Annotated in this window: 22 protein-coding genes and 1 tRNA gene; 14 read left to right on the forward strand and 9 right to left on the reverse strand. The window is 49.4% G+C overall.

Going from position 1 to position 25,426, the window contains the following annotated elements; all coding sequences use genetic code 11:
* The first annotated feature begins 35 nt into the window (after positions 1 to 35).
* From ACN0R8_RS13255 to ACN0R8_RS13285, 7 genes are all read left to right on the forward strand, one after another.
* Positions 36 to 1,277 (forward strand): hydrolase, encoded by a 1,242-nt coding sequence (locus ACN0R8_RS13255; RefSeq protein ID WP_417598194.1) that lies wholly within the window; start codon positions 36 to 38, stop codon positions 1,275 to 1,277.
* Positions 1,277 to 2,341 carry an arginine N-succinyltransferase gene (locus ACN0R8_RS13260; protein ID WP_417598196.1) on the forward strand — a complete coding sequence of 355 codons (1,065 nt, stop codon included), beginning with the start codon at positions 1,277 to 1,279 and terminating at the stop codon, positions 2,339 to 2,341. Before ACN0R8_RS13255 ends, ACN0R8_RS13260 begins: the two co-directional genes overlap by 1 nt.
* 148 nt (positions 2,342 to 2,489) lie before the next feature.
* Entirely contained in the window at positions 2,490 to 3,530 is a 1,041-nt protein-coding gene (astA, locus tag ACN0R8_RS13265; protein ID WP_417598198.1) for an arginine N-succinyltransferase, read from the forward strand.
* Position 3,531: 1 nt separating this feature from the next.
* A complete protein-coding gene (gene astD / locus ACN0R8_RS13270; protein ID WP_417598200.1) occupies positions 3,532 to 5,034 on the forward strand; it encodes a succinylglutamate-semialdehyde dehydrogenase in 1,503 nt (500 codons plus the stop codon).
* 24 nt (positions 5,035 to 5,058) lie between these two features.
* Positions 5,059 to 6,414 carry an N-succinylarginine dihydrolase gene (astB, locus tag ACN0R8_RS13275; RefSeq protein ID WP_417598202.1) on the forward strand — a complete coding sequence of 452 codons (1,356 nt, stop codon included), beginning with the start codon at positions 5,059 to 5,061 and terminating at the stop codon, positions 6,412 to 6,414.
* Positions 6,415 to 6,567: 153 nt separating this feature from the next.
* Positions 6,568 to 6,807 carry a type II toxin-antitoxin system RelB/DinJ family antitoxin gene (locus ACN0R8_RS13280; RefSeq protein WP_417598205.1) on the forward strand — a complete coding sequence of 80 codons (240 nt, stop codon included), beginning with the start codon at positions 6,568 to 6,570 and terminating at the stop codon, positions 6,805 to 6,807.
* Positions 6,797 to 7,081: a type II toxin-antitoxin system RelE family toxin gene (locus ACN0R8_RS13285; RefSeq protein WP_078320240.1), complete on the forward strand. Its 285-nt coding sequence runs from the start codon at positions 6,797 to 6,799 to the stop codon at positions 7,079 to 7,081. The genes ACN0R8_RS13280 and ACN0R8_RS13285 overlap by 11 nt, the downstream gene beginning before the upstream one ends.
* Before the next feature lie 36 nt (positions 7,082 to 7,117).
* Here the strand turns inward: ACN0R8_RS13285 and ACN0R8_RS13290 are convergent, their stop codons facing one another.
* A complete protein-coding gene (locus ACN0R8_RS13290; RefSeq protein WP_417598443.1) occupies positions 7,118 to 7,459 on the reverse strand; it encodes an FKBP-type peptidyl-prolyl cis-trans isomerase in 342 nt (113 codons plus the stop codon).
* A gap of 111 nt (positions 7,460 to 7,570) precedes the next feature.
* Positions 7,571 to 8,053 (reverse strand): Lrp/AsnC family transcriptional regulator, encoded by a 483-nt coding sequence (locus ACN0R8_RS13295; protein WP_417598207.1) that lies wholly within the window; start codon positions 8,051 to 8,053, stop codon positions 7,571 to 7,573.
* 347 nt (positions 8,054 to 8,400) lie between these two features.
* On the opposite strand from ACN0R8_RS13295, the gene ACN0R8_RS13300 reads away from it, so the two are divergent.
* The 5 genes from ACN0R8_RS13300 to ccoG all read left to right on the forward strand — a co-directional run bounded on the left by ACN0R8_RS13300 (position 8,401) and on the right by ccoG (position 14,395).
* The gene (locus ACN0R8_RS13300; RefSeq protein ID WP_417598209.1) at positions 8,401 to 9,468 is read left to right on the forward strand and encodes an arginine N-succinyltransferase; all 1,068 of its coding nucleotides are present in this window, start codon (positions 8,401 to 8,403) and stop codon (positions 9,466 to 9,468) included.
* Positions 9,469 to 9,678: 210 nt separating this feature from the next.
* Complete coding sequence (gene dapA / locus ACN0R8_RS13305) at positions 9,679 to 10,560, forward strand: 4-hydroxy-tetrahydrodipicolinate synthase (protein ID WP_417598211.1); 882 nt, start codon at positions 9,679 to 9,681, stop codon at positions 10,558 to 10,560.
* A 17-nt stretch (positions 10,561 to 10,577) separates the two neighbouring features.
* The gene (locus ACN0R8_RS13310; RefSeq protein WP_417598213.1) at positions 10,578 to 11,591 is read left to right on the forward strand and encodes a hypothetical protein; all 1,014 of its coding nucleotides are present in this window, start codon (positions 10,578 to 10,580) and stop codon (positions 11,589 to 11,591) included.
* Between the two features lie 101 nt (positions 11,592 to 11,692).
* Positions 11,693 to 12,463 carry an MBL fold metallo-hydrolase gene (locus tag ACN0R8_RS13315; RefSeq protein WP_417598445.1) on the forward strand — a complete coding sequence of 257 codons (771 nt, stop codon included), beginning with the start codon at positions 11,693 to 11,695 and terminating at the stop codon, positions 12,461 to 12,463.
* A gap of 486 nt (positions 12,464 to 12,949) precedes the next feature.
* Positions 12,950 to 14,395: a cytochrome c oxidase accessory protein CcoG gene (ccoG, locus tag ACN0R8_RS13320; RefSeq protein WP_417598216.1), complete on the forward strand. Its 1,446-nt coding sequence runs from the start codon at positions 12,950 to 12,952 to the stop codon at positions 14,393 to 14,395.
* Between the two features lie 115 nt (positions 14,396 to 14,510).
* Here ccoG and lnt read toward each other — a convergent pair whose 3' ends face one another.
* The 5 genes from lnt to miaB all read right to left on the reverse strand — a co-directional run bounded on the left by lnt (position 14,511) and on the right by miaB (position 20,260).
* The gene (lnt, locus tag ACN0R8_RS13325) at positions 14,511 to 16,073 is read right to left on the reverse strand and encodes an apolipoprotein N-acyltransferase (RefSeq protein WP_417598218.1); all 1,563 of its coding nucleotides are present in this window, start codon (positions 16,071 to 16,073) and stop codon (positions 14,511 to 14,513) included.
* 180 nt (positions 16,074 to 16,253) lie between these two features.
* Positions 16,254 to 17,102, reverse strand: coding sequence for an HlyC/CorC family transporter (locus ACN0R8_RS13330; protein WP_417598220.1), 849 nt, complete (start codon positions 17,100 to 17,102; stop codon positions 16,254 to 16,256).
* Positions 17,103 to 17,147: 45 nt separating this feature from the next.
* Positions 17,148 to 17,609, reverse strand: coding sequence for an rRNA maturation RNase YbeY (ybeY, locus tag ACN0R8_RS13335; RefSeq protein WP_417598222.1), 462 nt, complete (start codon positions 17,607 to 17,609; stop codon positions 17,148 to 17,150).
* Positions 17,610 to 17,619: 10 nt separating this feature from the next.
* Positions 17,620 to 18,750: a PhoH family protein gene (locus ACN0R8_RS13340; RefSeq protein WP_417598224.1), complete on the reverse strand. Its 1,131-nt coding sequence runs from the start codon at positions 18,748 to 18,750 to the stop codon at positions 17,620 to 17,622.
* A gap of 166 nt (positions 18,751 to 18,916) precedes the next feature.
* Positions 18,917 to 20,260, reverse strand: a complete 1,344-nt coding sequence (gene miaB, locus ACN0R8_RS13345; RefSeq protein ID WP_417598226.1) for a tRNA (N6-isopentenyl adenosine(37)-C2)-methylthiotransferase MiaB — start codon at positions 20,258 to 20,260, stop codon at positions 18,917 to 18,919.
* Between the two features lie 420 nt (positions 20,261 to 20,680).
* Here miaB and ACN0R8_RS13350 point away from each other — a divergent pair, with 420 nt between their 5' ends.
* On the forward strand, positions 20,681 to 21,388 hold the full coding sequence (locus ACN0R8_RS13350) for a thiopurine S-methyltransferase (protein ID WP_417598228.1): 708 nt from the start codon (positions 20,681 to 20,683) through the stop codon (positions 21,386 to 21,388).
* Between the two features lie 60 nt (positions 21,389 to 21,448).
* Here ACN0R8_RS13350 and ACN0R8_RS13355 read toward each other — a convergent pair whose 3' ends face one another.
* Positions 21,449 to 23,512 carry a carboxy terminal-processing peptidase gene (locus ACN0R8_RS13355; protein WP_417598230.1) on the reverse strand — a complete coding sequence of 688 codons (2,064 nt, stop codon included), beginning with the start codon at positions 23,510 to 23,512 and terminating at the stop codon, positions 21,449 to 21,451.
* Positions 23,513 to 23,811: 299 nt separating this feature from the next.
* Here ACN0R8_RS13355 and ACN0R8_RS13360 point away from each other — a divergent pair, with 299 nt between their 5' ends.
* Complete coding sequence (locus ACN0R8_RS13360; RefSeq protein ID WP_417598232.1) at positions 23,812 to 25,107, forward strand: M18 family aminopeptidase; 1,296 nt, start codon at positions 23,812 to 23,814, stop codon at positions 25,105 to 25,107.
* Between the two features lie 227 nt (positions 25,108 to 25,334).
* On the opposite strand, the gene ACN0R8_RS13365 is transcribed toward ACN0R8_RS13360, so the two are convergent.
* Positions 25,335 to 25,410, reverse strand: a tRNA-Asn gene (locus tag ACN0R8_RS13365).
* Between the last annotated feature and the right edge of the window lie 16 nt (positions 25,411 to 25,426).

Genomic DNA, 25,426 nt, shown 5'->3' on the forward strand with positions numbered 1-25,426 from the left:
AATAATGGAGACAACGCAAAATAGGATGTCTTGAGATGAGTAACGACTTTACCCAATGGCTTGAGTGGATCGATTCACAGCACGACACCATGCTGGCCAATACCATTGCCCTTTCTGAAATCAACTCAGGCAGCCTGAATGCCGCCGGTGTAAACCGTGTGGGCGATGAGCTGATCCGTATTTGCGAGCCTTTAGCTGGCGAGGTTGAGCGCATTAAGGTGGCTCCCTTCCAAAGCGTTAATAATCAAGGCGTTGTTGAAGAGTTTCCTCTGGGGGATGCGATCCGTATTCGTAAGCGCCCGGAAGCGCCGTTGCAGATTTTTTTCTGCGGCCATATGGATACCGTATTTGCCATTGATCACCACTTCCAGACCATCACCTGGCTGGATGACGATACGCTGAACGGCCCCGGTGTTGCTGATCTTAAAGGCGGCCTGATGGTGATGTTGACGGCTATTCAGGCCTTGGAGCGTAGTCCGTTTGCTGAACGTATCGGTTGGGAGATTCTGTTTAACCCCGATGAAGAGATAGGTTCAGCGGCAAGTGCGCCTCTTATTGCCGAGGCGGCACAGCGCGTTAATTTAGGTTTGATCTACGAGCCAAGTTTCCCCGATGGCAATTTGGCCGGTGAGCGTAAAGGCAGCGGTAACTTCAGTGTTGTGATCCGTGGCCGTGCAGCCCATGCGGGGCGTGAACATCATTTGGGGCGTAATGCGATTCGTGCTATGTCGGACTTTATCGTCATGCTGGATGATCTGAACGGTCAGCGTGATGGCGTGACGATCAATCCCGGCTTTATCGAAGGCGGCGGGGCGGTCAATATTGTACCGGATCTGTGTGTGTCTAAATTCAATATCCGACTGGAACAACCTGAGGATGAGCGCTGGTGTCAGAATCGGCTGGCGGAGATTGTTGCTAACATTCACGCCCGTGAAGGCATTCTGATTGAACTGCATGGCGGTTTTACCCGCAAACCTAAAGTGTTAACACCTGCTAACGAAAGGCTGTTCCGGCTGGCTAAAGATTGCGGGGCTGACCTGGGTATGCAGATCCAGTGGCTGCCTACCGGAGGTTGCTGTGATGGCAACAACCTTGCGGCAGCGGGTATTCCTAATATCGACACCCTGGGTGTCCAGGGTGGCAAGATTCACTCTGCTGATGAGTATGTCAAAGTCTCCAGCTTTACCAAACGGGCTAAGCTGAGTGCGCTGATGCTGATGAAGCTGGCCACCGCAGATGATCTGAGCTGGCTGGGTGTTCAGAAGGAGAAAGGTTGATGCTGGTACTGCGTCCTTTAGCGTTTCATGATCTGGCAGGGCTTGAACGCCTTGCGGTGATCTCTGGTGGTCGTATGACCACCCTGCCGGACAACCGTGATCATCTGAGTCAGTTGATCAGTAATACCCAGCAATCGTTGCGTAAAGAGGTTGAGCGTCCGGCGGGTGAGAGCTATCACTTTGTGCTGGAAGATACTGAGACCGGTGAAGTCGTCGGCGTTTCCGGTATTGAAGCGGCGGTGGGGATTAGCTCGCCGTTTTACAGCTACCGTATCGATGATGTGGTTCATGCCTCCAGCGAGCTACAGATCCATAACCGGGTGCCGGCTCTGCATCTTTGTCAGGATTATACCGGTGCCTCCCGGCTGTATACCCTGTTTATGGATGATCAGCTTTTAGGCAAGGCGTATCGTCAGCCTGAGAATATTCATCTGCTTTCCCGCGCCCGTATGCTGTTTATCGCGGCTCACCCTGAGCGCTTTTCTCCCCGGCTGATTGTTGAATTACAAGGCGTGGCGGATGAGAAAAATCAGTCACCGTTCTGGGAATGTCTGGGCCGTCATTTCTTTAATATGGATTTCAACAAAGCCAATTATCTCACCGGCATTAACTCCAAAGGTTTTATCGCCGATCTGATGCCGCATTATCCGGTGTACGTTCCTATGCTGAACCCTGATGCTCAGGCCGTTCTGGGGAAAGCCCGAGCGGATATGCGTGATGTGCAGAAGCTGCTCGAAGAAGAAGGTTTCGAGTATCGCCGCTATGTGGATATTTTTGATGCAGGCCCAACGTTAGAAGCCCGAACCGAATATGTTCGCTCTGTTAGCCAAAGTCGCTGTATGCCTGTGGTGGTTGGTGTAAGAGATAGCGATGTGGGAGATGTCGGTGTCGGAAATGGCGATATAGCCAGCAGTCATTCTCTGGCTCTTATCAGCAATAATCAACTGAATAATTATCGCTGCATTATGGCACCTATTAACCCAGAGCAGCCGATGCTGAGTGAAGCTCAGGCTGAGGCGCTTCAGTTGGCTTCCGGCGACAGTGCCCGGTTACTTTGGCTGTAAAGCAGAGCCTGGTCGGTGCGAATTGTAATACGTCTGCACCAGACTGAAGGTCACGGAAGTGTTCAGGCAGGAAGCTGAAAATGATAACAAACGTCAGTACCCCATAACTGACAAACTACCTTTCTGAAATTTTGAGGAGCAACCCGCCATGATGGTGGTTCGTCCAATTCAGGCTGAAGATCATGCAGCCCTGCGAGAACTTGCTCGCAAAACCGGCCCGGGTTTTACCTCCCTGCAGGATAATGATGAGCAGGTAGCTGGAAAAATCGAGAGCGCTCTGGAAGCGTTTAAACCCAACAGTATCCCCGATGAAGCCCTCTATCTGTTTGTCATGGAAGAAACAGATACCGGCGACGTGGTGGGCATTTGCGGTATTGAAGCGGCAGTAGGTCTGAGCGAACCCTGGTACAACTATCGGGTCGGTACATTGGTACATGCTTCCCGTGAGCTGAATGTTTATAACCAGATTCATACTCTGACCATCTCTAATGATCACACCGGCTATTCTGAATTGTGTACCCTGTTCCTGAGTCCAGAAGCGCGCCACAGTAAAAATGGAGCTTTGCTGTCTAAGTCCCGCTTTATGTTTTTGGCGGAGTTTCCCCAGCGTTTTAACGAATATCTGATTGCCGAGATGCGCGGTTATTCCGATGACAAGGGTGTGTCTCCATTTTGGGAAGGTTTGGGTCGTCACTTCTTTTCTCTGGACTTTGCCGAAGCCGACACCCTGTCTTCTATGGATAAGGTGTTTATTGCTGAGCTGATGCCAAAGAACACCATCTACACCAACCTGCTGCCAAAAGATGCTCAGGAAGCGATCGGTAAAACCCATGAGGCGACGACACCGGCCCGCAAACTGCTGGAAGCAGAAGGTATGCGCTATACCGGTTACATCGATATGTTTGATGGTGGGCCAACCCTGGTATCCCGCACCAATGACCTGCGGGCTGTGCAGGAAAGCCGCTACGTTAAGGCCCATGTGGTTGATGAGAAAACAGAACATCAGCCAGAAGGCGAACTTTATCTGGTCAGTACCACTGACTTTGCCAACTTCCGCTGCTGTATGACGGCGGTGGATGTTTTTGGCAACCATGTAGTCGGCCTGCCAAAAGCTGTAGCCGACGCACTTCAGATTACAGAAGGCACCACGGTACGCATTGTACCTATGGCGTCTGGAAGGAGATTCTAAAATGACTGCAAGTACTTCAAGTAGCAATACCGGCCAATGTTTTATCAATGGCGCATGGCAGACGGGTGAAGGCTCTGAATTTACCTCACTGAACCCCGCCATCGGCGAAGTGGTTTGGCAGGGCAGAGAAGCCTCCGCAGCTCAGGTTAATACCGCAATCGAAGCCGCGCGTGCGGCATCTGTCGATTGGGCGATGACATCTTTTGCTGACCGTGAAGCGATTGCGCGTCGCTTTGCTGAGCTATTGGGCGAAAACAAAGAAGAGATGGCGACGATTATCGCTACGGAAACCGGTAAACCGATCTGGGAAACTCGTACCGAAGCCGCAGCCATGATCGGTAAGATCGCGATCTCGGTAAACGCTTATAACGAACGTACCGGCAGCCGTGTCAGTGACGTTGCCGGTGCCCGCGCTGTTCTGCGTCATAAGCCTCATGGTGTGGTTGCGGTATTTGGCCCTTATAACTTCCCCGGTCATCTGCCGAATGGTCATATCGTACCGTCACTGTTGGCGGGTAATACCGTGCTGCTGAAACCCAGTGAACTGACGCCGCACGTTGCAGAATTTATGGTGCAACTGTGGGAGAAAGCCGGACTGCCAGCGGGGGTTTTAAACCTACTGCAGGGCCAGAAAGATACCGGTATCGCACTGGCGGGTCACAACGATATCGACGGCCTCTTCTTTACCGGCAGCTCCCGCACGGGTCATATCCTGCATGAGCAGTTTGCCGGTCATCCGGGCAAAATTCTGGCGCTGGAGATGGGTGGCAACAACCCGCTGATCATCGATGAAGTTACCGATATGAAGGCTGCGGTACACGAGACGATTCAGTCCGCGTATATCACCAGTGGTCAGCGCTGCACCTGCGCCCGTCGCCTGTTTGTACCTGTTGGCGAGTGGGGTGACCAGTTTATTGCTCAGCTGCAGGAAGCGGTTAGCCTGATCAAAGTGGGCGGTCAGTTTGATGAAGACGCACCTTTTATGGGCAGCCTGATCTCCGAAGCTGCAGCCGATGGTATGGTAGCCGCACAACAGAACCTGTTGTCCCTAGGGGCCAGCCCTCTGGTTAAGCTTGAAAAGCTGAAGCCGGGTACTGGTTTTCTGTCACCGGGTCTGATCGATGTGACCGCCCTGGTTGAGGCGGACAAGCTGCCGGATGACGAATATTTTGGCCCGCTGCTACAGGTGATCCGTTTCAGCGATTTTGATGAGGCGATCCGTCAGGCCAATAATACTCAATACGGTCTGTCTGCGGGTATGTTTAGCGACAGTGAAGAGCGCTTTAATTATTTCTATGACCGTATCCGTGCCGGTATCGTGAACTGGAACAAACAGCTGACCGGCGCAGCAAGCAGTGCTCCGTTTGGTGGTGTGGGCGCCAGTGGTAATCATCGTGCCAGTGCTTACTATGCGGCAGATTACTGCTCTTACCCTGTTGCAGGGATGGAAGCGGATCATCTGGTATTGCCGGAGAATTTATCTCCGGGTCTGACCATCAAATAAAACGTATTCAATAGCAGGTGGATAATGAAAGCATTTGAAGCAAACTTTGATGGTCTGGTGGGGCCAACGCACAACTATAGCGGCTTGTCGTTTGGAAACGTCGCATCTCAGAGTAACGGAGCTCATGCATCTAACCCAAAGCTAGCGGCGTTGCAGGGCTTACAAAAAATGAAAGCCCTGCACGATATGGGCTTGGTTCAGGGGATACTGGCACCCCAGGAGCGTCCTGATCTGTTTACCCTGCGCCGTCTGGGTTTTACCGGTTCCGATGCTGATGTGCTGGCGCAGGCGGCAAAAGAAGCACCACGTATTCTGGCCGCCTGTTGTTCTGCATCCAGTATGTGGACGGCTAACGCCGCTACGGTCTCCCCCAGTGCGGACACAGCTGATGGCAAGGTGCATTTCACACCGGCGAACCTGACTAACAAGTTTCACCGTTCGATTGAACATGAAACCACAGGCCGTATTTTGCGGGCGACCTTTGCTGATGAAAACCACTTTGCCCACCATCCGGCGCTACCGGGTGTGGAGCACTTTGGTGATGAAGGTGCGGCGAACCATACCCGTTTCTGCTATGAGTACGGCGAGCAGGGGGTTGAGTTTTTTGTTTTCGGTCGTAGTGCTTTCGACAGTCGTTATCCAGAAGCCAAGAACTGTCCAGAACCCATAAAGTACCCAGCGCGTCATACGCTGGAAGCGTCTCAGGCGGTGGCCCGTCTGCACGGCCTGAGCGCTAGCCATGTGGTTTATGCACAGCAACATCCGGATGTGATTGATGCCGGAGTTTTCCACAACGATGTGATCGCGGTAGGCAACCGGGATACGCTCTTCTGCCATGAACAGGCGTTTCTGGATCAGGCGGCGGTTAAACAACAACTGACCGATGCCATGGGTGGCCGCTTCCAGGTTGTGGAAGTTCCCGCGAATCGTGTATCCGTAGAAGATGCAGTTCAGAGCTATCTGTTTAACAGCCAACTGCTGAGCCTGCCGGATGGCCGCACCCTGCTGGTGATACCGGAGGAGTGTAAGAACAACGAACGGGTTTGGGGCTATCTGTCTGAGCTGGTCAATGGCAACAGCCCGATCGATGAACTCAAAGTGTTCGATCTGAAACAAAGCATGAGTAATGGCGGCGGCCCCGCTTGCTTACGTCTGCGTGTGGCAATGAACGAAGCGGAACTGGCGGCCTTTAATCCAGCCACCCGCATGAGTGATGAGTTGTTCGATACGCTGAATAGCTGGGTCGAGCGTCACTACCGTGATCGCATTGTGGACGCCGATCTGGCTGATCCTCAGTTGCTGATCGAATCTCGTACCGCACTGGATGAGCTGACTCAGATTTTGCAATTGGGTTCTGTGTATCCATTTCAGCGGGTTTGATCGATTTAACTCGAAAGCGCGCTTCTAACCCGAGCTGTTGATGTTCTCTTTTTGTACATTCTTACTCCTGATCAGAAATGGTCAGGTTTTTGTCGTTAAAATAAATAGCTTGTACTACAATTGTCATTACATTTGTAGTGCGAGGTGTAAGAAATGGGCAATGTCACGTTTCGGGTTGATGATGAGCTTAAAGAGCGTTCCTATCAGGCGCTACAGGAGTTGGGGGTCACCCCTTCAGAACTATTACGGCAAACTTTGGAATATGTTGCGGAGACAGGACGTCTGCCATTCAAAAAAGCACTGATGACGGATGAAGATGAGCAGCTTCTGAACGAAGTGCGGGAACGTCTGAAGAATCCACAGCCTGTGAGGGTCAGTCTGGATGACTTATAACCTCGACTTTGATCGTCGGGCGCTAAAGGAGTGGCACAAGTTAGGTGATAGTGTTCGCCAGCAGTTTAAGAAGAAGTTAGCAGAGGTACTCGAAAACCCCCATGTTGCTGCTAACCAGCTTCGGGAATTGGATCATTGTTATAAAATCAAATTGCGTGCTTCGGGTTATCGCCTGATTTATCAGGTTATCGATGATACGGTGACGGTTTTTGTTGTGGCTATTGGAAAACGGGAAAAAGACGAAGTCTATCAACGAGCCTCGAAGCGGCTTTAGAGTCGTTGCGTCAGTCTCTTCCTGTTTTTCTGCGCATTACTCCCGGTTCAGCGCTTCCAGCAGTTCAATCTCAAAAATAAGATTGCTGTTGGGTGGAATCTTGTCACCAAAGCCGCGTTCACCATAGCCTAATGCTGCGGGGACTTGTAGTTTGCGTTTTCCGCCGACTTTCATACCTTTTAAGCCTTCTACCCAAGCGGCAATCACTTTTTTACGGCTGAGTACCACCTGGAACGGCTGGCCTTTGTCGTAGGAGTTATCAAACTCGGTGCCATCTTCCAGCCAGCCGCGATAGTGCGCCGTTACCAAGGCTCCGCCTTTTTTTACTTCAGTACCAGTGCCTTCAATAAGGTCTTCGATCAACAGGTGCTCGGTCATCGGCTGTTCAAGTTCTGTCATGGAGGTTCCCATATTATCTGTTTTAAAGCGTTCGCAGATTATGTCTCTGCCGGTTTTTAAGCTTGCGGGTGACTTTCCTGAAATCAATAGCTAGCAATTTTCATCCATCAGGGCATTCAGTGGATACCCTCGGAAAGGTTTAACCGTTGTTAAGACCACATGGCTGCTCAGGTTCACCATACCGGGTAATACATCTAACAGCTGATCGTTGATTTCGTTATAGCGCATCATATCCGGTGCGACGATGCGTAGAAAAAAGTCAAAGCTGCCGCTAACGGTGTAACATTCCACCACTTCCGGATGGCTTTGGGCTGCGGCCTGAAATGTTCTGAACGCCTCTGTGCTTTGGTCTTTCAGGCTGACGGTGACAATGACCTCTACACTTCGGCAGATTTTTGGCAGATTGACAGTGCTCAGGTAAGGGCCGATCAGGCCAGCTTCTTCCAGCTTTCTGACTCGGTTAAGACAGGAGCTGGGTGATAATCCCACGCGATCGGCCAGTTCCTGGTTGGTAATTCTGGCTTCTTTTTGCAGGGTCGAAAGAATATTTCGACTTATCTTATCCAGTTGCATTTTATAGGTTCTTTTAGCAGCGATGACAGTTGTTTTTATTACCAATTACACACTTTAAGCCTGGTAATGCCAGTGCTGTAGCGGTTGTGGTGTAGTTTGCGTTTCTGCTGCAAACGGCGCAAGCTTTTTTAATAATGCCGAATTTTATTTTGTGATCTGGAATATATTCTGCAATATCTGCACTTTTTCCCCGAAATCAAACAACTCATTTTGTTACTTCGAAACTAAAATTAGGATCATAGAAGCGGCATGTTTTTATTGGGATGCCAGCATATAACAATAGATTAAGAACACTGTTGTCGGGTCTGTTTTACCGGATAGCAGACCTGAGAAGGAAAGGAAGGCTTATGTTGATTATTCGTCCATGCCAACGGGCAGATCTTGATGATCTAATGGCTCTGTCTCAAGCCGTGGGGCGGGGAATGACCTCTATGCCTGCAGATCGTGAGGCTTGGCTGAAAAAGATTGAAGCCACCGAGCGCGCTTTTTCTGAACAGGGTAAAAAAGACCCGATGAGCACCTACTTTATGGTGTTGGAAGACCCGGAATTTGGTCATGTGATCGGTTCAACGGCTATTTATACCGGTATCGGCCTGGATCGTCCCTTCTATTCTTATAAAATATCCACACTGGTCAGCAGCTGTAATGATCTGGCTGTAACTCGTCAGGCTCGAGTATTGAGCATGGTGAATGACTATACCGGCGCCACTGAAGTGGGTTCTCTGTTTGTTTCCCCAGAATATCGTAAGCCGGGTATGGGCCAGTTTTTATCCCGTGCTCGCTTTCTGGCGATGGCTGATTTCCCTGAACGCTTTAGCGATACGGTGATGGCTGAACTGCGTGGCTGGCAAGATGAGGCCGGTGATTCGCCCCTATGGGAAAATCTTGGTCGGCAGTTCTTCGGTATTGATTTTCAGGAAGCGGTCAACACCGTCGCACTGAAAGGCACGCAGTTTATCTCTGATCTTATGCCGAAATATCCGATCTATATTGACCTTCTGCCCCAGGAGGCTCGTGACGTCATCGGAAAACCTAATGACTCTTCTGCCCCTGCGCTGCATATGCTGAAAAAAGAAGGTTTCCAGTTTGCCGGTTACGTGGATCTGTTTGATGGCGGGCCATCGGTTCAGTGCGCCCGTGATGAGATCCATACTGTACGGGAAAGCATTACCGGTGATGTGCGTGTCAGTCATCATGTCAAAGATGATGATGCACTCTTTATGTTGAGTAATGGCAGTGAGCAGGATTATCGTGTTGTACTGGCTCCGGCACGTTTAGCGGCGGATGGTACTTTGCTGATTCAACAGGCTGCAGCGGATGCGCTGATACTGGATACCGATCATGACTTCAGCTCCGCACAAGTACGCTTTATGCCGTTCTCCCAGAAATCACATACGGCTGCTTATGCTGCGTGACCGTTAAGTAATCTCTAAGGCCAGTGCCCCAAACCCTTTTATCTGTCTTGTTGTATCTATGGTTGGCTTGTGGCCTGATCCTCTGGTAAATAGTGTGTGTAGTGATTGCTGTTGAATTCGCGTATATCCCCAAGCGAGTGCTTGTGTTCAGGCTAGGGCAAAAGTAACATTGGGTTTTCGCTTTTTTCGCGTTTTTTTCGGAGACAACAGATGATCAAAGGCAGTATTGTTGCATTGGTAACCCCAATGACTACCTCGGGAGCTATCGATTGGGAAGCACTGCATCGTCTGGTTGAGTTCCATCTGGAAAACGGTACCGATGCAATTGTTGCAGCGGGCACCACAGGTGAACCCACCACGATGTCATTTGAAGAGCACTTTGACGTCATCCGAAAGGTGGTTGAACAGGTTAATGGTCGCATACCTGTTATTGCCGGGACTGGTGCAAATAACACGGCAGAAGCGGTAGAGCTGAGTAAATTCGCTAAGAAAGTCGGCGCCGATTATTGTCTGTCCGTCACGCCATACTATAATAAGCCAACTCAGGAAGGTTTGTTTCAGCACTTTAAAGCTGTAGCTGAGGCCAGTGACCTGCCGGTGATTCTGTATAATGTGCCAGGACGAACCGCTGTTGATCTCCACAATGAAACCGTTGTTCGTCTGAGCAAGCTTGAGAACATTGTGGCCTTGAAAGATGCTACCGGTGATGTTGAGCGTGGAAAAGAGCTTATGGTGCGTCTTGAAGGTTCGGGCTTCCTGCTATTTTCCGGTGATGACCTGACTGCAGCTGATTTTATCCTGCAGGGTGGTGATGGCAACATTTCGGTTACTGCGAACGTTGCACCGCGTCAGATGTCTGAGCTTTGTGCTGCTGCTTTGAATGGCGATGCCTCTACTGCACACCAGATCAATACTCGCTTGATGCCGTTGCATCGTGCACTCTTTGTTGAATCAAACCCCATTCCGGTTAAGTGGGCTGTTGCTGAGATGGGAATGATGGGAACGGGTATTCGTCTACCGCTGACTGTTCTTTCCGATCAGTACCATGCAACCGTTCGTGAAGCTCTGCAACATGCCGGAATTATCGGATAACTGATCGGGAAGTCACAATGTCCAGAAAGGGCTTGAACAAACTGACAGCCGGTGGCCTTGTGCTAACCGGCTTTCTGTTAGCTGGCTGTAGTTCCTCCGGCTATTACTATGATCGTAAAGCAGACTATGCAGAGGCAAAAGAGTATCCGGCTATTTCTCTGCCAGACTCTGCTGGTGTGCGCCAACTTAATCAAGCGATGCCTCTGCCGGATATTACGGACCAGGAGCAGCTTGATGACGAGTTTACTGTTCCACGTCCGGACGCTATGCCTGTTGTCGATGAAGATCTGCCGCCCTCTGAGCTGAAGGAGTTTACTGCTGCAGAAGGCGTTGATTCGCGCCTTTGGCTGTCAATCTCTAACCCTCCTGCGGTTGCCTGGCCGATGCTGCAGAGCCAGTTTGAGCAACTTAACTGGAGGGTTGAAACTGCAAACCCATCTACAGGACGTATCTCGTTTGTTCCTGATAATCAGCTAAATGCTCAGCCTGTTTTGGCAGTATTACGGCAGGGAATTCGTGGTGGTTTCAGTGATTTGGAACTGTTGAGCCGACAGGGTGGTGTGCGGACAGATAGTGCTGCAAAAGCACTGCTGAGCCAGATAAATGCCCGGCTTTTCGGTCAGGAGTTAACATCGCAAAGTGTCTCGTTATTGGCTCAGAATATCAGCCGGGAAAAAACGATTGTGCTTCAGGCTGCTGGAGGGCAGGATCCCGTTTTGATGTTAGGGACTGATGCAGACCGTACCTGGATTGGCCTTGAGCTATTACTGATGGAGCAGTTCAGCGAAGATGAACAAAGACTGCTTAACGCCGATGCTGTCAAACGAGAGTTTACAATTGTTTGGTTGCCGGAGGAGGAGCGTAGTAGCTTCCTTACCCGCTGGGCGAGTAAGCCCGGCCCTGAATCTCAGTATCAGTTGGTATTGACGGGGTCATCTCCTGTTTCTATACGTGTTCAGCAGAACGGAAAAGCTGTTAATCCGCGGGAAGCCCGTCAAATTCTGATGAGTGTTCGTAAACTGTTGAACTAGATAGACTGAACCTGATATCAGGTTTAATCTTTTTGCTGTTATACAGCGCCCCGAGCCTTAGGTTGCGGGGCGTTTTTGCTTCGGATGATCTTGTGACTGCAATGCGTTTTGCCTCCCTTGGCAGTGGTAGCCGGGGTAATGCGACCCTGATTGAAAAAAAGAGTACCCGTATTCTGATCGACTGTGGTTTCGGTGTAAAAGATACGCGGGGGCGTTTAGAGCGCCTGGGGTTAAGCCTTGATGATCTTGACGGAGTGCTGGTCACTCACGAACATGGAGATCATATTGGAGGGGTAGGGCGTGTCGCTCGGGCCTGCGGTGTTCCTGTATATTGCAGTCATGGCACTTACCTGACCGGGCGTTTAGGTGAAGTACCAGACCTGCGTTTGATTAGCAGTCATAAAAAGTTTGCCATTGGTGATCTTGAGATTGAGCCAGTTCCTGTTCCCCATGATGCGAAAGAACCCATTCAGTATGTAGTAGGGGACGGCGATACCCGACTGGGGGTGCTGACAGACCTTGGCAGTATAACTCCACATATACGCCAGTGTTATGCCCGCTGCGAAGGCCTGATTCTTGAAACCAATCATGATCCTCAGATGCTGCAGCAAGGACCCTATCCACCAAAGCTAAAGCGTCGGGTTGGCGGTGCTTATGGTCATCTGAGTAATGGTCAGGCTCAGGCTCTGCTGCAGGAGTTGCAACACGATAAATTACAGCATGTGGTAGCGGCGCATATCAGTGATAAAAATAATACGGATTATCTCGCTAAGGAAAGTCTGAGTCGTGTTCTCGGATGCAGTGTCGAAGATGTACCTTCAATTGACCAGGAAGAGGGGTTGCACTGGGTCAGTTTGCGCTCTGCATTTTAGAAGTGAGTTGTTGACCTCCTTTATATCGTCACTTTTTTTGCGCTTTACACCCTACCTCAATTTCCTCGATCGATAGGCAAAAAAAAGCGTTTATCAACACTGAAAGCAGTGTCGATAAACGCGGATTCAAAAGGCAAACGCCTCGAATAATAAGCTAAGTACTAACAACCAAGTCCTGCGTTGGACTTCTCTTATAATGCAGTGTACATGCCATGTTTTTATAGTTCTTTAATATCAATAGGTTACATGCCTGTTGTTCGACCAAAGTATTGATGTCTATGTATTGGGCTATAAAAGTAGCTTCACTACTTATATTTATGCCCTCGGATGGTGCGAAGCGTATGCTGTATGTGCACTAATGGGTAGATTTATTAGGTGGTAAAAGGCATGGCTATCTGTACCTATAAAAAAATAATTTTTTAGACCTGATCCTTATTGTTCTTCCTGAGTATGCTGCTGCCATCTGGATAAACTTGAGATGAAGTCATGCAGCAAATTCCTGTTAGCCGAGTCCGCTCAGACTCGGAGATGATTGAAGGGCCACATAAATTTCATGTACGCCTGACAGAGGGTCGTTTTCAAAATATAAGACGGCTGACCAGTGGGCCGATGATTGCAGCGTTCTTTCTTTTAGCCTGGCTGCAGTGGAATGGCAGGCCGCTTTTGTTATTTTCTTTTGAGGAGCGCCGGATCTACCTGTTTGGTGGTCAGCTGGCCTGGCATGATTTACCGCTTATGGCTGGGTTAATGATTGCAGGTGCCTGCTTGCTGTTTTTTATGGCCGTGGGCTGGGGTCGTGTCTGGTGTGGCTTTGCCTGTCCACAAAGTATCTGGACGTGGCTGTTTATACGCATTGAGCAGCTAACGGAAGGCAAGGCGAGCCAAAGGGCGAGAAATGATGCGCAGCCTTTAAAAGGCATGCTGTTACTGCGGCGTTTGGCAAAGCACCTTCTATGGTTGATGTTCTCTTTTTTGACTGCGTTGACATTCACAGGATATTTTCTGCCTGTGCGTGAGCTTTTCTCAGGTTTTTTTAGTTTCGAACTGTCCCTAGCGGTTTGGGGATGGTTAATCTCCATGGCACTACTGACCTATGTGAATGCAGGTTTGGTTCGGGAAAAGATCTGTTTGCATGCCTGTCCTTATTCACGCTTCCAGGGGGTCATGTTTGATAAAAACACCCGAACGGTCAGTTATGATGCAGTCCGAGGTGAGCCCCGTCGTGTGCGTGGAGGAAGGCGTCATGCTGTACTGGAGCCAGAGACAGCAGAATTAGCCTCTGACATGGCTTTAGTGGGCAAAGAACCTTCCGGTGACTGTATCGACTGTACGATTTGCGTGCAGGTATGCCCAACAGGTATTGATATTCGTGATGGGCTTCAGGCGGCCTGTATTGATTGCGGTGCCTGTATTGATGCTTGTGATCAGGTGATGGATAAAATAGGGAAGCCCAAAGGGCTGATCCGTTTTGCTTCTGAGAAGGAGCTATCGGGTACAGTTCAACCGGAAAGCAGATTTCGGCCTAAATTAGTTGGCTATGGCGTGGTTATGCTGCTGACGCTATCTGTCGTGGCGTTTGGTTTTGCACAGACGAAGGATCTGCTTTTGGAGGTTCGACGTGACCGCGGTGCCCTCTTTACCCGGTTGGGGGATAGCCAGGTTTGTAATCACTATCGGGTTAAAGTTGAAGGCTACAAGCAAGGTTTTGATCAGGTTAAGATCAGCGCTCAGGGTATGGAGGGGATGATTTTACACGGAGATCAGAAGTTAAGCCTGGATAATAACAATGCGGGCTGGCGCGCCTATCGCGTATGTGCACCTGACCCTGAAGGGTTAACCCAGGAGATCAGGTTTATTGTGGAGTCTCAGGTAGAGGGCTTACCTCTGGCGCGAGTAGAGAAAGTGACGACGTTTTTGACGGGTGGTCGATAATCGGGCCATTGGTAAATAAACCTGAGGATATCAAAAGAGCCGGATAATGAAGAACAGCTGAAGCTAGGTTGCTTTAGCTGTTCTTGCAATTGGCTTTAGGCTGATTAATTTTCACCTAATGAAAGAGATGAATAGTACGCTGCTGCTTCCGGCTTTGTAGGAGCTGTAGCAACAGAATTAACCCGCAGAAAACCAGAAGAGGCTGGCTTCCTGTTTGAGCAAAAGGAGTTTGCCCTGTCATGCTATAAACCTCACCTCGCACTATAGCCTGCTCAAACTGAGGTGCACTGGCAAGAATATGCCCTTTAGAATCAATAATAGCTGTAATACCGTTATTGGTACTGCGTAGCATATAACGACCATTTTCGGCTGCTCTTGCCTGAGCCATCTGAAGATGCTGCAGAGGGCCAACGGAATGACCAAACCAGCTGTCGTTTGAAATGGTGATCAGCAGGTCACTGTCTTGTGCCTGTTGACGGACAAACTCAGGGTACACAACTTCATAGCAGATAAACGGTGCAATTTTTAGGTTTTTTGCAGTAAGCAGCGGCTGGTTTGGTGAACCTGCTACAAAGTTTGACATTGGTAAATTGAAGAAATTTATAGCGCCTCTCAGCAAGTGCTCCAGAGGCACATATTCGCCGAAGGGGACTAATTTTTGTTTCTGGTATAAACCCTCTCCGGCTCCTTTAACCATAATGCTGTTATAGAACTGTGCCGGTTGTCCTGAGTCAGGGTTTACTTGCTGAGGGATGCCAGAAATAAGAGCCGTACCTGAAGGCAGATCTGCCAACACCTGGTCAAAGTAGGCACCTGAGTTGCGATATAGCAAAGGAACCGCGGTTTCCGGCCAGACCACCAGGCCATTGTTTTGAACGTCCAGTGTCAGATCGTAATAGAGTTGCAGGAATTTCTGCCGATATTGCCGCTGCCACTTTTCGTTCTGGTCAATATTACCTTGTACCAGAGCGACCTCTACGGTTCCTTTTGTTGAGGGTAGAGTCCACTGAATATTATTGAGCAGGTGGCCTCCGGCAAAGATAAAGATCAACCATGCAGTAAATGTCCGTAACCGCAGTTTTTGCTGGCTCAGCTGAAAAAGCAGGCTGCCAGTCATCACCAGAAGAAAGCTTCCGAGATAAACCCCTCCGACAGGCAGCCAACCTGAAATACTGGAGTCTACCAGCCCTGTGCCCAGGTATAGCCAAGGGAAACCAGTTAACAGCCAACTTCTGAGCCATTCAAATAGCACCCAAAGTGCGGGGAAGCTCCAGACCGGTGAAACGTAAGAAAAGAAGCGTTGATAAAGGCCGTACTGGAGAGCCGAAAGCAGAGATAAGGCCATAACAAAGATAGTGGTCAGAACCAAAGCTAACGGAACTCCGGTATACCCGTAGTCATGGATGCTGATGTAAATCCAGGAAACACCATTACCAAAAAAACCCAGACCAAAGAACCAGCCCAGCGTAAAGTTGGCTTTGAATTTACCGTTTAGCTTTGTCGCCGTTCGACCTGCTTTCATAGCGGTCAACAACAAGGCAACGGCCAGAGGTGTGACTAACCAGTAATTATGAGGGGCAAAAGAGAGAGGAAGTAGCCAACCCGCGAGCGTTGCAAGCAGATAGCGGTGAAGTCCCTGTCTGTTCGATAGATTCTTAAAAACGCCTGTCAGTGCCATGCTTGCAAAAACCCGTCAATTTTTCGTATGCCGCAGCCTACCAAAAGGCTATCCTGCTGAAAACATGTAGATTTCCTAACCGTTAAATCAGCGAATAAAATGCCAAGTCTAAGAGGCAGGTAAAAAAATACCGATGCAACGGGGCACCGGTATTGTCCAGATAGTAATGAGGTTTTAAACTCAGCCTGAATGAGTTATTACCTGCAGTAGGCGGATTCTGCGATTGTCGGCATTCAGAACTTTAAACTCCAGGCCTTCAAGCATGGTGGTTTCATTGCGGTTAGGCAGATGTCCAAAACGCTGCATAACGATACCGCCAATGGTATCAAACTCATCATCACTGAAGTGAGTGCCAAAGCTCTCGTTAAAGTCGTCAATAGGCGTCAGAGCCTTAACGATAAACTGGCCATCGCTGATAATCCTGATATCCATATCATCTTCTTCGATATCGTGCTCATCCTCAATATCGCCAACGATCTGTTCCAGAACATCTTCGATTGTCACCAGGCCTGCGACGCCGCCATATTCGTCAACGACAATCGCCATATGATTGCGCTTAACACGGAACTCACTTAACAGGCTGTTGAGGCGCTTGGACTCCGGAATGAAGGTAGCCGGGCGCATAATGTCGCGAATATTGAATGGGGGAGCGTTTTTCTGAAGAATCAGCGGCAGCATGTCTTTTGCTAACAATATACCGACCACCTCGTCCGGGTTCTCCCCAATGACGGGGAATCGGGAGTGAGCTGACTCAATAATCAGAGAAAGAAAGTCTTCCGGTTGCTGACCATCTTTAACGGCAACCATCTGCGAACGAGGTATCATGATGTCCCGAACCTGCATCTCATTGATTTGCAGTGCGCCTTCGATGATGTTCATCGCTTCAGCATCAAGCTGCAGGCGCTGTTCTGCGTCCCGGATAAACTCCAGAAGCTCACGGCGTGTCTTAGGTTCGCCGGTCAGGGATGTCATAAAATTCTGAAGCCAGGATCGTTGACCCTGACCGTTGCTCGATCGGTCTTCGCTCATCAGTGTGTTTCCTTTGTACCCTGTTTTCTGTCCTAAGTGGATGGTTTAGTCCAGATAGTAGGGATCTTTTATATTGAGGCTTGCCAGAAGTTCTATCTCTAGAGATTCCATCTCTTCGGCTTCCTCGTCTGCAATATGATCATAACCTAACAGATGCAGACATCCATGGATGATCATATGAGCCCAGTGGTCTTGCAGGGCTTTGTGTTGTTCGACCGCTTCCTGTGCGACAACATCGGCACAGACGATCAGGTCACCCAATAAGGGTAATGCAAGATCGGGTGGTGATTCAAAAGGAAAAGATAAGACATTCGTCGGCTTCTCTTTTCCTCTGTATTGGTGGTTGAGCTGCTGGCTCTCTTCAGGTGTCACCACTCGAATGGTGACTTCATTCCCTGTGTCTTCGTGGGCATCCAGAACAACCTGAACCCAGCGTGCCAGATCTGGCTCATTGGGCAGGTTATTATTATCACATGCAATCTGCAGATCAATCAGTGCCTGAGTCATTGGAGGTTCGCTACTTATCGGTCTTTTTTGTATTTTCCGGAGTCTCATGGGCCTCAGACAGCGCTTCTCTGAGTGCCTCTTTGCGCGCAGCTTCACGGGCCTGACGGGCTTGTTGTTCCTTAATTTCAGCTTCGGCCTCATGTTTATCGTAGGCCTCAACGATGCGCTGAACCATCGGGTGGCGTACCACATCTTTGGAATCAAAGCGGGTCACACCGACACCGTCAACGCCATCAAGAACATCCAGCACGTGTATCAGGCCTGATTTCTGACCTTTTGGCAGATCCACCTGAGTAACATCACCTGTAATCACGGCTGTTGAGCCAAAACCGATCCGGGTCAGGAACATTTTCATCTGTTCCCGGGTGGTGTTCTGGCTTTCATCCAGAATAATAAACGCATTATTCAGTGTCCGGCCACGCATATAGGCCAGAGGTGCAACTTCAATAATATTACGTTCAATTAGTTTGGCAACCTGCTCAAAACCAAGCATCTCATAAAGGGCGTCGTACAGAGGTCGCAGGTAAGGGTCGACTTTCTGGGATAGATCCCCGGGCAAGAAACCCAGTTTTTCACCAGCTTCAACCGCCGGACGTACCAGCAGAATACGGCGGACTTCATCATTGCTTAAAGCTTCAACGGCACAGGCTACTGCCAGGTAGGTTTTACCGGTACCAGCAGGGCCAACACCAAAGTTGATATCATTGGTCAGAACAGTGCGTACATATTTCTGCTGGTTTGGCCCACGTGGCTGGATGGTGCCTTTGGGGGTTCGCAAGGTAATCAGCTTATCAGCTGCGCCCTCGCTGTTTTGCTGACTGGCGTTCAGCATCTCGCTAATACCAGAGCTTTGCAGGTGCAGGTGGATCGATTCTGGGGTCAGCTCTTTCTTCCCTGTATCCTGGTACAGAGACTCAAGAAGACTGGCTGCCGCTTTTACCAGATTTAGTTCACCGGCCAACTGGAACTGATTACTGCGATTGCGGATGATGATATTCATCCGGCTTTCAATCAGACGCAGATGCTCATCATGCAGGCCGCACAGATTGGCCAGGCGCTGGGCATCGTTGGGTTCTAAGTCGAGCTTCAGGATATGAGTTTGGCTGTTACTGTTCAAAGCGTTACCTGTTGTTGCCAGCATCTTGTGTCCCTTCAGGCTAAGTATTTTATCAGCTTGCCTGCGAGGTGTGACAAAAAGCTTAAAGCATCGTGAGTTCAGAATTCAGTATAGCGAATCCGCTTCAGCTTAAGCCTATACAATCAGGCTGCAGCTGAAACGGTCAGGATACCTCGGTATGGTCTGCAGATCAGTAGCTAAGGTTATCAATACGCTCGGCACGTAATGAATTTGGGAAAGCTTCGGTGATTTTCACATCGATAAAGCGCCCGATCAGCTCCATGGGGTCTTCGGTGCGAAAGTTCACCACACGGTTATTCTCGGTGCGTCCCTGAAGCTCTCCCGGATCACGCAGAGAAAACCCTGTTACCAGGATACGTTCTGTATTCCCCACCATACGGCGGGAGATCTGCATGGACTGCTGGTTAATTCGGTCCTGTAATATATTCAGGCGCTGCTTTTTCACCTCTTCCGGCGTGTTGTCTGCCATATCGGAGGCCGGTGTACCCGGACGGGGGCTATAGATAAAACTAAAGGAGTGATCAAAGCCGATCTGAGCGATCAGGTTCATAGTATCTTCAAAATCCTGATCCGTTTCATTCGGGAAGCCAACAATAAAATCGGATGAGAAACTGATTTCCGGGCGGTTAGCACGGATACGTTCCATCTTGCTGATATACTCGTCACGGGTGTGGCCGCGTTTCATCGCTGCCAGAATCGTATCTGAGCCACTCTGTACCGGAAGGTGCAGGTGACTGATCAGTTCAGGGGTATCTTTATAGGCTTCAATCAGGCTGTCACTGAACTCCACTGGATGCGAGGTGGTAAAGCGGATGCGATCAATACCCTCAACAGCAGCTACAAAGCTAATCAGCTCGGCCAGGTCAATCTCTTCACCTTCTGCATTGTGCCCCCGGTAGGCATTAACATTTTGCCCTAACAGGTTGATTTCGCGCACACCCTGGTCTGCCAGATGCACGACCTCTGCGATGACGTCCTCAAACGGTCGTGAAACCTCTTCCCCTCGGGTATAGGGCACCACGCAGAAGGTGCAGTATTTACTACAGCCTTCCATGATGGAAACAAAAGCGGAAGCTCCTTCCACTTTTGGGGCTGGCAGGCGGTCAAATTTTTCAATCTCAGGAAAAGTAACATCGACTACCGAAATCTTATTCTGCTTAGAGGCATCAATCATTTCCGGTACGCGGTGTAGGGTCTGAGGGCCGAAGATGACGTCGACGTGCTTGGCGCGTTTACGGATGTTATCGCCTTCCTGGCTGGCGACACAGCCACCAACGCCAATCACAAGATCGGGATTTTTATCTTTCAGTTTTTTCCAGCGGCCTAGCTGGTGAAAAACTTTGTCCTGAGCTTTTTCTCGGATCGAACAGGTATTCAGCAGGACAACATCTGCTTCGTTTTCGTTATCAGTAAGCTCCAGTTCATGGCTCTCACCCAGAAGATCGGCCATACGGGCGGAGTCATACTCATTCATCTGGCACCCGTGGGTTTTGATGAATAACTTTTTAGCCATGGGAAAACACCTGTTCGTTCTTGGTACGGAAATAAGGATCAGTAGCGTCGTTGTCGCTGCCGATAAAAAACGCACCATTATACGAGTCGAAAAGCCAAGCGCATAGCTCTGGTATAGAAAAACTCGCTTAAGTAAGGGTAGGTATAGAGTGTTCTGTCCGCGGCTATGCTGTCCATCTGCCTTTGGGAAGTTGCCAACGGGGTGCAAGCTAAAAGCTTTACGTGCCGGTCATGCTCTTTATAGGCCTGAGTTCCATAGATTACGATTATGAAGAGCCTGTCAATTTGAGGCAGACCTTGTATTATCGGAGTTTTGGATGGTTCATCGAAGTCACAATAGCAGGCTGGTTTAAAACATCAGCGGTTTTGTGTGGGCCTGATATATTATTAGCACAACAGACCTGAAACAGTAGGATTCGGTATGGATAAGGCATTCTGGCATCAGCGTTGGGAAGAAGGGCGAATTGGTTTTCATCAGGATGACGTGCATCCTGCCTTGCCGGCGTATTGGAATCCGGTGCCTGAAAAACTATTGGCTTCTGATGACCTTTCCGAGGCAGCTGTTAAAGAGCGCCGCGTTGTCTTGGTGCCACTTTGTGGCAAGAGTAATGATATGGTTTGGCTGGCAGACCAGGGGTGGCAGGTTATCGGCGTCGAGTTGAGTGAGCGGGCGGTGACGGATTTCTTTATCGCTCAGGGGCTATCGCCGGTTCATACGCAGGTGGCGGACCAGCTTTCCAGTTACCAGGCTGGACCTTATCTGCTCTATTGTGGTGATATGTTCCATCTGCACCGTCAACATATGGTATCAGTCACGGCCGTTTATGATCGTGCTTCTTTGGTAGCGTTGCCTGAAGCAAAGCGCCACCGCTATGCGTTTCACCTTGCTCAGATGCTCTCTCCTGCAGTTGAAATGCTACTGGTCAGCCTTGAGCATGATAAGCCCGCAGGGCCTCCATTTTCAGTGGATGCGACTGAGATTGAGTGGCTTTTCGGGGCTAACTTTGAGATTACACCTCTTGCCCGTCTTGAAGAAGATAAGCGCCAGGTAACGGATGTGGTGTACCGGATGGTGCGGAAAGGGCTGAAATCGGTTTCTGACAGAAAGCGTAAGAGTGTTGGTTTATAGCTCTGCTATGATGAGAGAATAAAAGCAGGCCCTGCTGGCAGACAGCAGGGCCTTTTTATATCAGTCAACATCTGCCATTGCTGTGTTGGCCAGTTCAATCATATCCAGCAGGATACGGCCACTTTCCACTAACTCAACATCCTGATTCGGGTCTTCTTCCTTGTCAGGAATATCGCTTAGTTTTTCCAGTTGCTTGAGTCCCTTAGCGGTGCGACGCTTATTTTCTAAAGCTAATTGTTGAGCTTCAATACGATCACTTTCGGCTTTGCGGGCTTGTTCATTCAGACTGATCTGTTTGACAGATCGCATCTGTTCAAACAGCGCTTGTTGGGCGGCAAGATACATCAGGTCAGGGTCTTGCTCTGCACGAGCCTGATGGCGCTCTTTAAGCTGCGGTAACCAGAGGGATAACGGGCTGTACTCTTTGTGACGTACGGCCTGAACCTTATCCCAGGGCAGAGCAAACTCCAGTGCGCTTTCACCAACCTGTTCGGTGTCCACAAGGCTTGGGTACTGAATATCAGGCACCACGCCCATATGCTGAGTGCTTTCACCGGAGATCCGGTAGAACTTGGCCCGGGTTAGCTTTAATTGTCCATGATCCAGAGGGGTGACGGACTGAACTGTGCCTTTCCCGAACGTCTGGCTACCAATAACGAGACCGCGCTGGTAGTCCTGAATGGCTCCGGCAAAGATCTCTGATGCTGATGCGCTGAGGCGATTGACCAGAACCGCCAGAGGGCCGGTGTAGGCGACGCTTTTATCCGGGTCTCCCAGAATGTCGATGCGACCTTCTGCATTACGAACCTGAACGGTTGCGCCGCGTTCGATAAACAGGCCTACCAGAGAGTTGGCTTCCTGTAAGGCACCACCACCATTGTTACGCAGATCAATCACCAAGCCATCAATATCTTCAGCCTGTAGTTCATTGATCAGGCGTAAGACATCACGGGTCGTGCTGCGATAGTCTTCTTTTCCCTGTCGCCAGGCATCAAAGTCTACATAAAATGCAGGAATATCAATGATGCCGATCTTTTTATCCTCGCCATTCTCATTCAGCGTGACAATGGATTTTTTGGCAGCCTGGTCTTCCAGTTTAACGGTATTGCGGACAATAGAAACTATCTGAGTTTGGCTGTTGTCGGTGGCATTGGCAGGTATCACCTGCAAGCGAACTGTACTGGCTTTAGGACCTCGAATCAGGTCAACGACCTCATCCAGTCGCCAGCCAACAACATCAACAATGTTTTCATCATCCTGACCGACACCAATAATTTTATCTGCCGGTTTCAGTTCGCCGGCTTTCGCAGCCGGGCCTCCCGGAACCAGACTAACAACTTTGGTGAACTCGTCTTCTGTTTGCAGAAGTGCACCAATACCCTCGAGAGAGAGCTTCATCCGAATATTAAAAGTTTCAGAACTGCGGGGCGACTGATACTGAGTATGAGGGTCATATAACTGTGTATAAGAATTCATATAGATCTGAAAGACATCTTCACTGCGGGTTTGAGTGATGCGTTTCAGTTGATTCTCAAGGCGGCGCTTCAGTGTTTTCTTTGCATCAGCAAGGTCTTTGCCGGATAGCTTAAGGCTGAGCAGGCTGTTTTCAAGGCGCTTGCTCCATAGTTGATCAAGCTCTTTCTCATCTGCTGCCCAGGCAAAGTCTTCCCGGTCGATCATCAGAGCATCGTTTCGCTCAAAGGTATAATCGTCCGAAAACGTATCCAGCTGCTTTAGCTGGCTTTGAATACGGGATTCAACCTTTTGCTGGTACAGGTTGTAGATTTCGAATGCAGCGGCCAGATCACCCTCTTTCAGGCCATCATCGAGACGATGCTGGTATTTATTGAAGTGGTTGATTTCTGTTTGTGTGAAATAGGCCTTATTTCCATCGAGTTCTTCCAGAAAGTGCAGATAGATCTCTTTGGATAGCTGATCATTGAGCTCAACTTCCCGGTAGTGGCCATAATTCAGGCGTTCAACGATATCTTGAGCGGCTTTTTGCTGAGATTCTGTTGGTGCCAGAGTTCCGATTGCATCAGGGACTTCAGCCAGTGCTGTGCCGATTGTAAGACTGCTGACTAAAAGCAGTGCCAGTAAGCGGCGGGTAACCGTGGTTATCATTCAACTCTCCGGGCCGGAGGCTTGCTTCGTAATTGAAGGAAACCTGTTAAGTAATCTTATGGATATTGTTTGAGTTAACTCTATGACTTTGCAAAGAATATGGTTACTGTTTGTCGGGAATCAAGGCAGTCGTACGATAAAACCTGATCTATTTGCCAGGAAAGCCGTCCTTTTTCGGGAACGCTATTAAAAAGTCATGATTTGTTATAATACACCATGCCGTTCGTTTTGGTTCAGTTAAGAACTGCAAAGGCCTGACGGTTTCCTTTCTTCTTTGTTTTTTTGTCGCCGGGGTACCCATGACTCAGAATGATTTCAACCAGCAGCTTTTAACCTTTCTTGATGCTTCCCCTACGCCCTTTCATGCAACAAAAAACATAGTCGAGGCATGCTTGTCGACAGGATTTGAAGTATTGGAAGAGCGTAATAGCTGGGCGCTGAAGCCCGGTGGGCGTTATGTGGTCACCCGCAATCAATCTTCCGTCATTGCGTTTACATTGCCTGCAGAGGGAGATGCAACAGCAACGGGCTTTCGTATGTCGGGAGCTCACACCGACAGCCCTTGTCTGAAGGTAAAAACAAACCCTGACCAGAAGGGGCAGGGTTTTTTGCGTTTAGGTGTTGAGGTTTATGGTGGTGCTTTGCTAAGTACCTGGTTTGATCGCGATCTGTCTGTTGCTGGTCGGGTTTCATATCGGGACTCGTCCGATGGTATCCGGCATGCGCTGATTAACTTTGAGCGACCTATAGGAACGGTGCCGAACCTGGCAATCCATCTGAATCGTGAGGCCAATAAGGGCGTTGAAATTAATGCCCAGAATCATCTGCCCATTGTTCTGATGCAGCAGGAAGAGGGTGCTCAGAGTTTTGATGATCTTCTAAAAGGTCAGCTCGAAGCCCAGGGAGTCACCGATGTTTCTGAAGTTCTGGAGCATGAGTGCTTTGCCTATGACACTCAAACCGCTGCAGTTATCGGCTTTAAAGATGATTTTATCGCCTCAGCTCGCCTGGATAATTTGCTGAGTTGCTTTATTGGCTTGAAATCTTTGTTGGATGCTCCGCAGGAGGTTCCGTCACTTCTGGTGTGTAATGATCACGAAGAGGTAGGCAGTATGAGTGCATCCGGGGCTCAGGGGCCTTTCCTGCAGTCGGTCCTGAAGCGCATCGCCGGACATGAAGAGCGTTATCAGCAGATGATTGCGGCTTCTATGATGGTGTCCTGTGATAATGCACACGGTATTCACCCGAACTACGCCAGCTACCATGATAACAATCATGCTCCTCTTTTAAATGCCGGCCCTGTTATCAAGCTGAATGCCAATCAGCGTTATGCCTCAAATAGTGAAAGTTCTGCCTGGTTCAGGCTTGCTTGTCAACAAGCTGGGGTTGAGGTGCAAAGCTTTATTATGCGCAGTGATCTGGCTTGCGGGAGCACGATAGGGCCGATTACTTCGGCAGAGCTGGGCGTGAGGACGATTGATGTAGGAGTGCCTCAGTTTGCTATGCACTCGGTGCGTGAGCTGGCAGGAAGCCGGGATGCTTATAAGCTTTATCAGGTTCTTAAATGCTTTAATAGTCTGCCTGATATTTCCTAGGTTTTACTGCAGGTTTGGTCAGGCTGATTTATGTGCCTGATCAATCCTGTATTATTACGGAAGTAAATCTCGGATTTTGTCTGTAATAGCGAGCGGTCAGGTTCAGGCTGTAGATTTTTCTGATAAGAGAGAAGAAATATAGTATTTGAAAAAGCGGTGTCTTGAGAAGAAGGCAGGTGAGGAATTTCAGGCATAAAAAAAACCGGCCTTTAGCCGGATTAGAAAATTGGCTCCCCGAGCAGGACTCGAACCTGCGACCAATAGATTAACAGTCTACTGCTCTACCAACTGAGCTATCAGGGAACTGTGCTCAACTTTC

It is taken from the genome of Oceanospirillum sp., assembly GCF_048265165.1.
In the GTDB taxonomy this organism is placed as follows: Bacteria; Pseudomonadota; Gammaproteobacteria; order Pseudomonadales; family Halomonadaceae; genus Oceanospirillum.

Bases quoted from the DNA above. Each gene is read 5' to 3' on its own strand.
- ACN0R8_RS13255 (WP_417598194.1), top strand. From the start codon at position 36: ATGAGTAACGACTTTACCCAATGGCTTGAGTGGATCGATTCACAGCAC.
- ACN0R8_RS13260 (WP_417598196.1), top strand. From the start codon at position 1,277: ATGCTGGTACTGCGTCCTTTAGCGTTTCATGATCTGGCAGGGCTTGAA.
- astA (WP_417598198.1), top strand. From the start codon at position 2,490: ATGATGGTGGTTCGTCCAATTCAGGCTGAAGATCATGCAGCCCTGCGA.
- astD (WP_417598200.1), top strand. From the start codon at position 3,532: ATGACTGCAAGTACTTCAAGTAGCAATACCGGCCAATGTTTTATCAAT.
- astB (WP_417598202.1), top strand. From the start codon at position 5,059: ATGAAAGCATTTGAAGCAAACTTTGATGGTCTGGTGGGGCCAACGCAC.
- ACN0R8_RS13280 (WP_417598205.1), top strand. From the start codon at position 6,568: ATGGGCAATGTCACGTTTCGGGTTGATGATGAGCTTAAAGAGCGTTCC.
- ACN0R8_RS13285 (WP_078320240.1), top strand. From the start codon at position 6,797: ATGACTTATAACCTCGACTTTGATCGTCGGGCGCTAAAGGAGTGGCAC.
- ACN0R8_RS13290 (WP_417598443.1), bottom strand. From the start codon at position 7,459: ATGACCGAGCACCTGTTGATCGAAGACCTTATTGAAGGCACTGGTACT.
- ACN0R8_RS13295 (WP_417598207.1), bottom strand. From the start codon at position 8,053: ATGCAACTGGATAAGATAAGTCGAAATATTCTTTCGACCCTGCAAAAA.
- ACN0R8_RS13300 (WP_417598209.1), top strand. From the start codon at position 8,401: ATGTTGATTATTCGTCCATGCCAACGGGCAGATCTTGATGATCTAATG.
- dapA (WP_417598211.1), top strand. From the start codon at position 9,679: ATGATCAAAGGCAGTATTGTTGCATTGGTAACCCCAATGACTACCTCG.
- ACN0R8_RS13310 (WP_417598213.1), top strand. From the start codon at position 10,578: ATGTCCAGAAAGGGCTTGAACAAACTGACAGCCGGTGGCCTTGTGCTA.
- ACN0R8_RS13315 (WP_417598445.1), top strand. From the start codon at position 11,693: ATGCGTTTTGCCTCCCTTGGCAGTGGTAGCCGGGGTAATGCGACCCTG.
- ccoG (WP_417598216.1), top strand. From the start codon at position 12,950: ATGCAGCAAATTCCTGTTAGCCGAGTCCGCTCAGACTCGGAGATGATT.
- lnt (WP_417598218.1), bottom strand. From the start codon at position 16,073: ATGGCACTGACAGGCGTTTTTAAGAATCTATCGAACAGACAGGGACTT.
- ACN0R8_RS13330 (WP_417598220.1), bottom strand. From the start codon at position 17,102: ATGAGCGAAGACCGATCGAGCAACGGTCAGGGTCAACGATCCTGGCTT.
- ybeY (WP_417598222.1), bottom strand. From the start codon at position 17,609: ATGACTCAGGCACTGATTGATCTGCAGATTGCATGTGATAATAATAAC.
- ACN0R8_RS13340 (WP_417598224.1), bottom strand. From the start codon at position 18,750: ATGCTGGCAACAACAGGTAACGCTTTGAACAGTAACAGCCAAACTCAT.
- miaB (WP_417598226.1), bottom strand. From the start codon at position 20,260: ATGGCTAAAAAGTTATTCATCAAAACCCACGGGTGCCAGATGAATGAG.
- ACN0R8_RS13350 (WP_417598228.1), top strand. From the start codon at position 20,681: ATGGATAAGGCATTCTGGCATCAGCGTTGGGAAGAAGGGCGAATTGGT.
- ACN0R8_RS13355 (WP_417598230.1), bottom strand. From the start codon at position 23,512: ATGATAACCACGGTTACCCGCCGCTTACTGGCACTGCTTTTAGTCAGC.
- ACN0R8_RS13360 (WP_417598232.1), top strand. From the start codon at position 23,812: ATGACTCAGAATGATTTCAACCAGCAGCTTTTAACCTTTCTTGATGCT.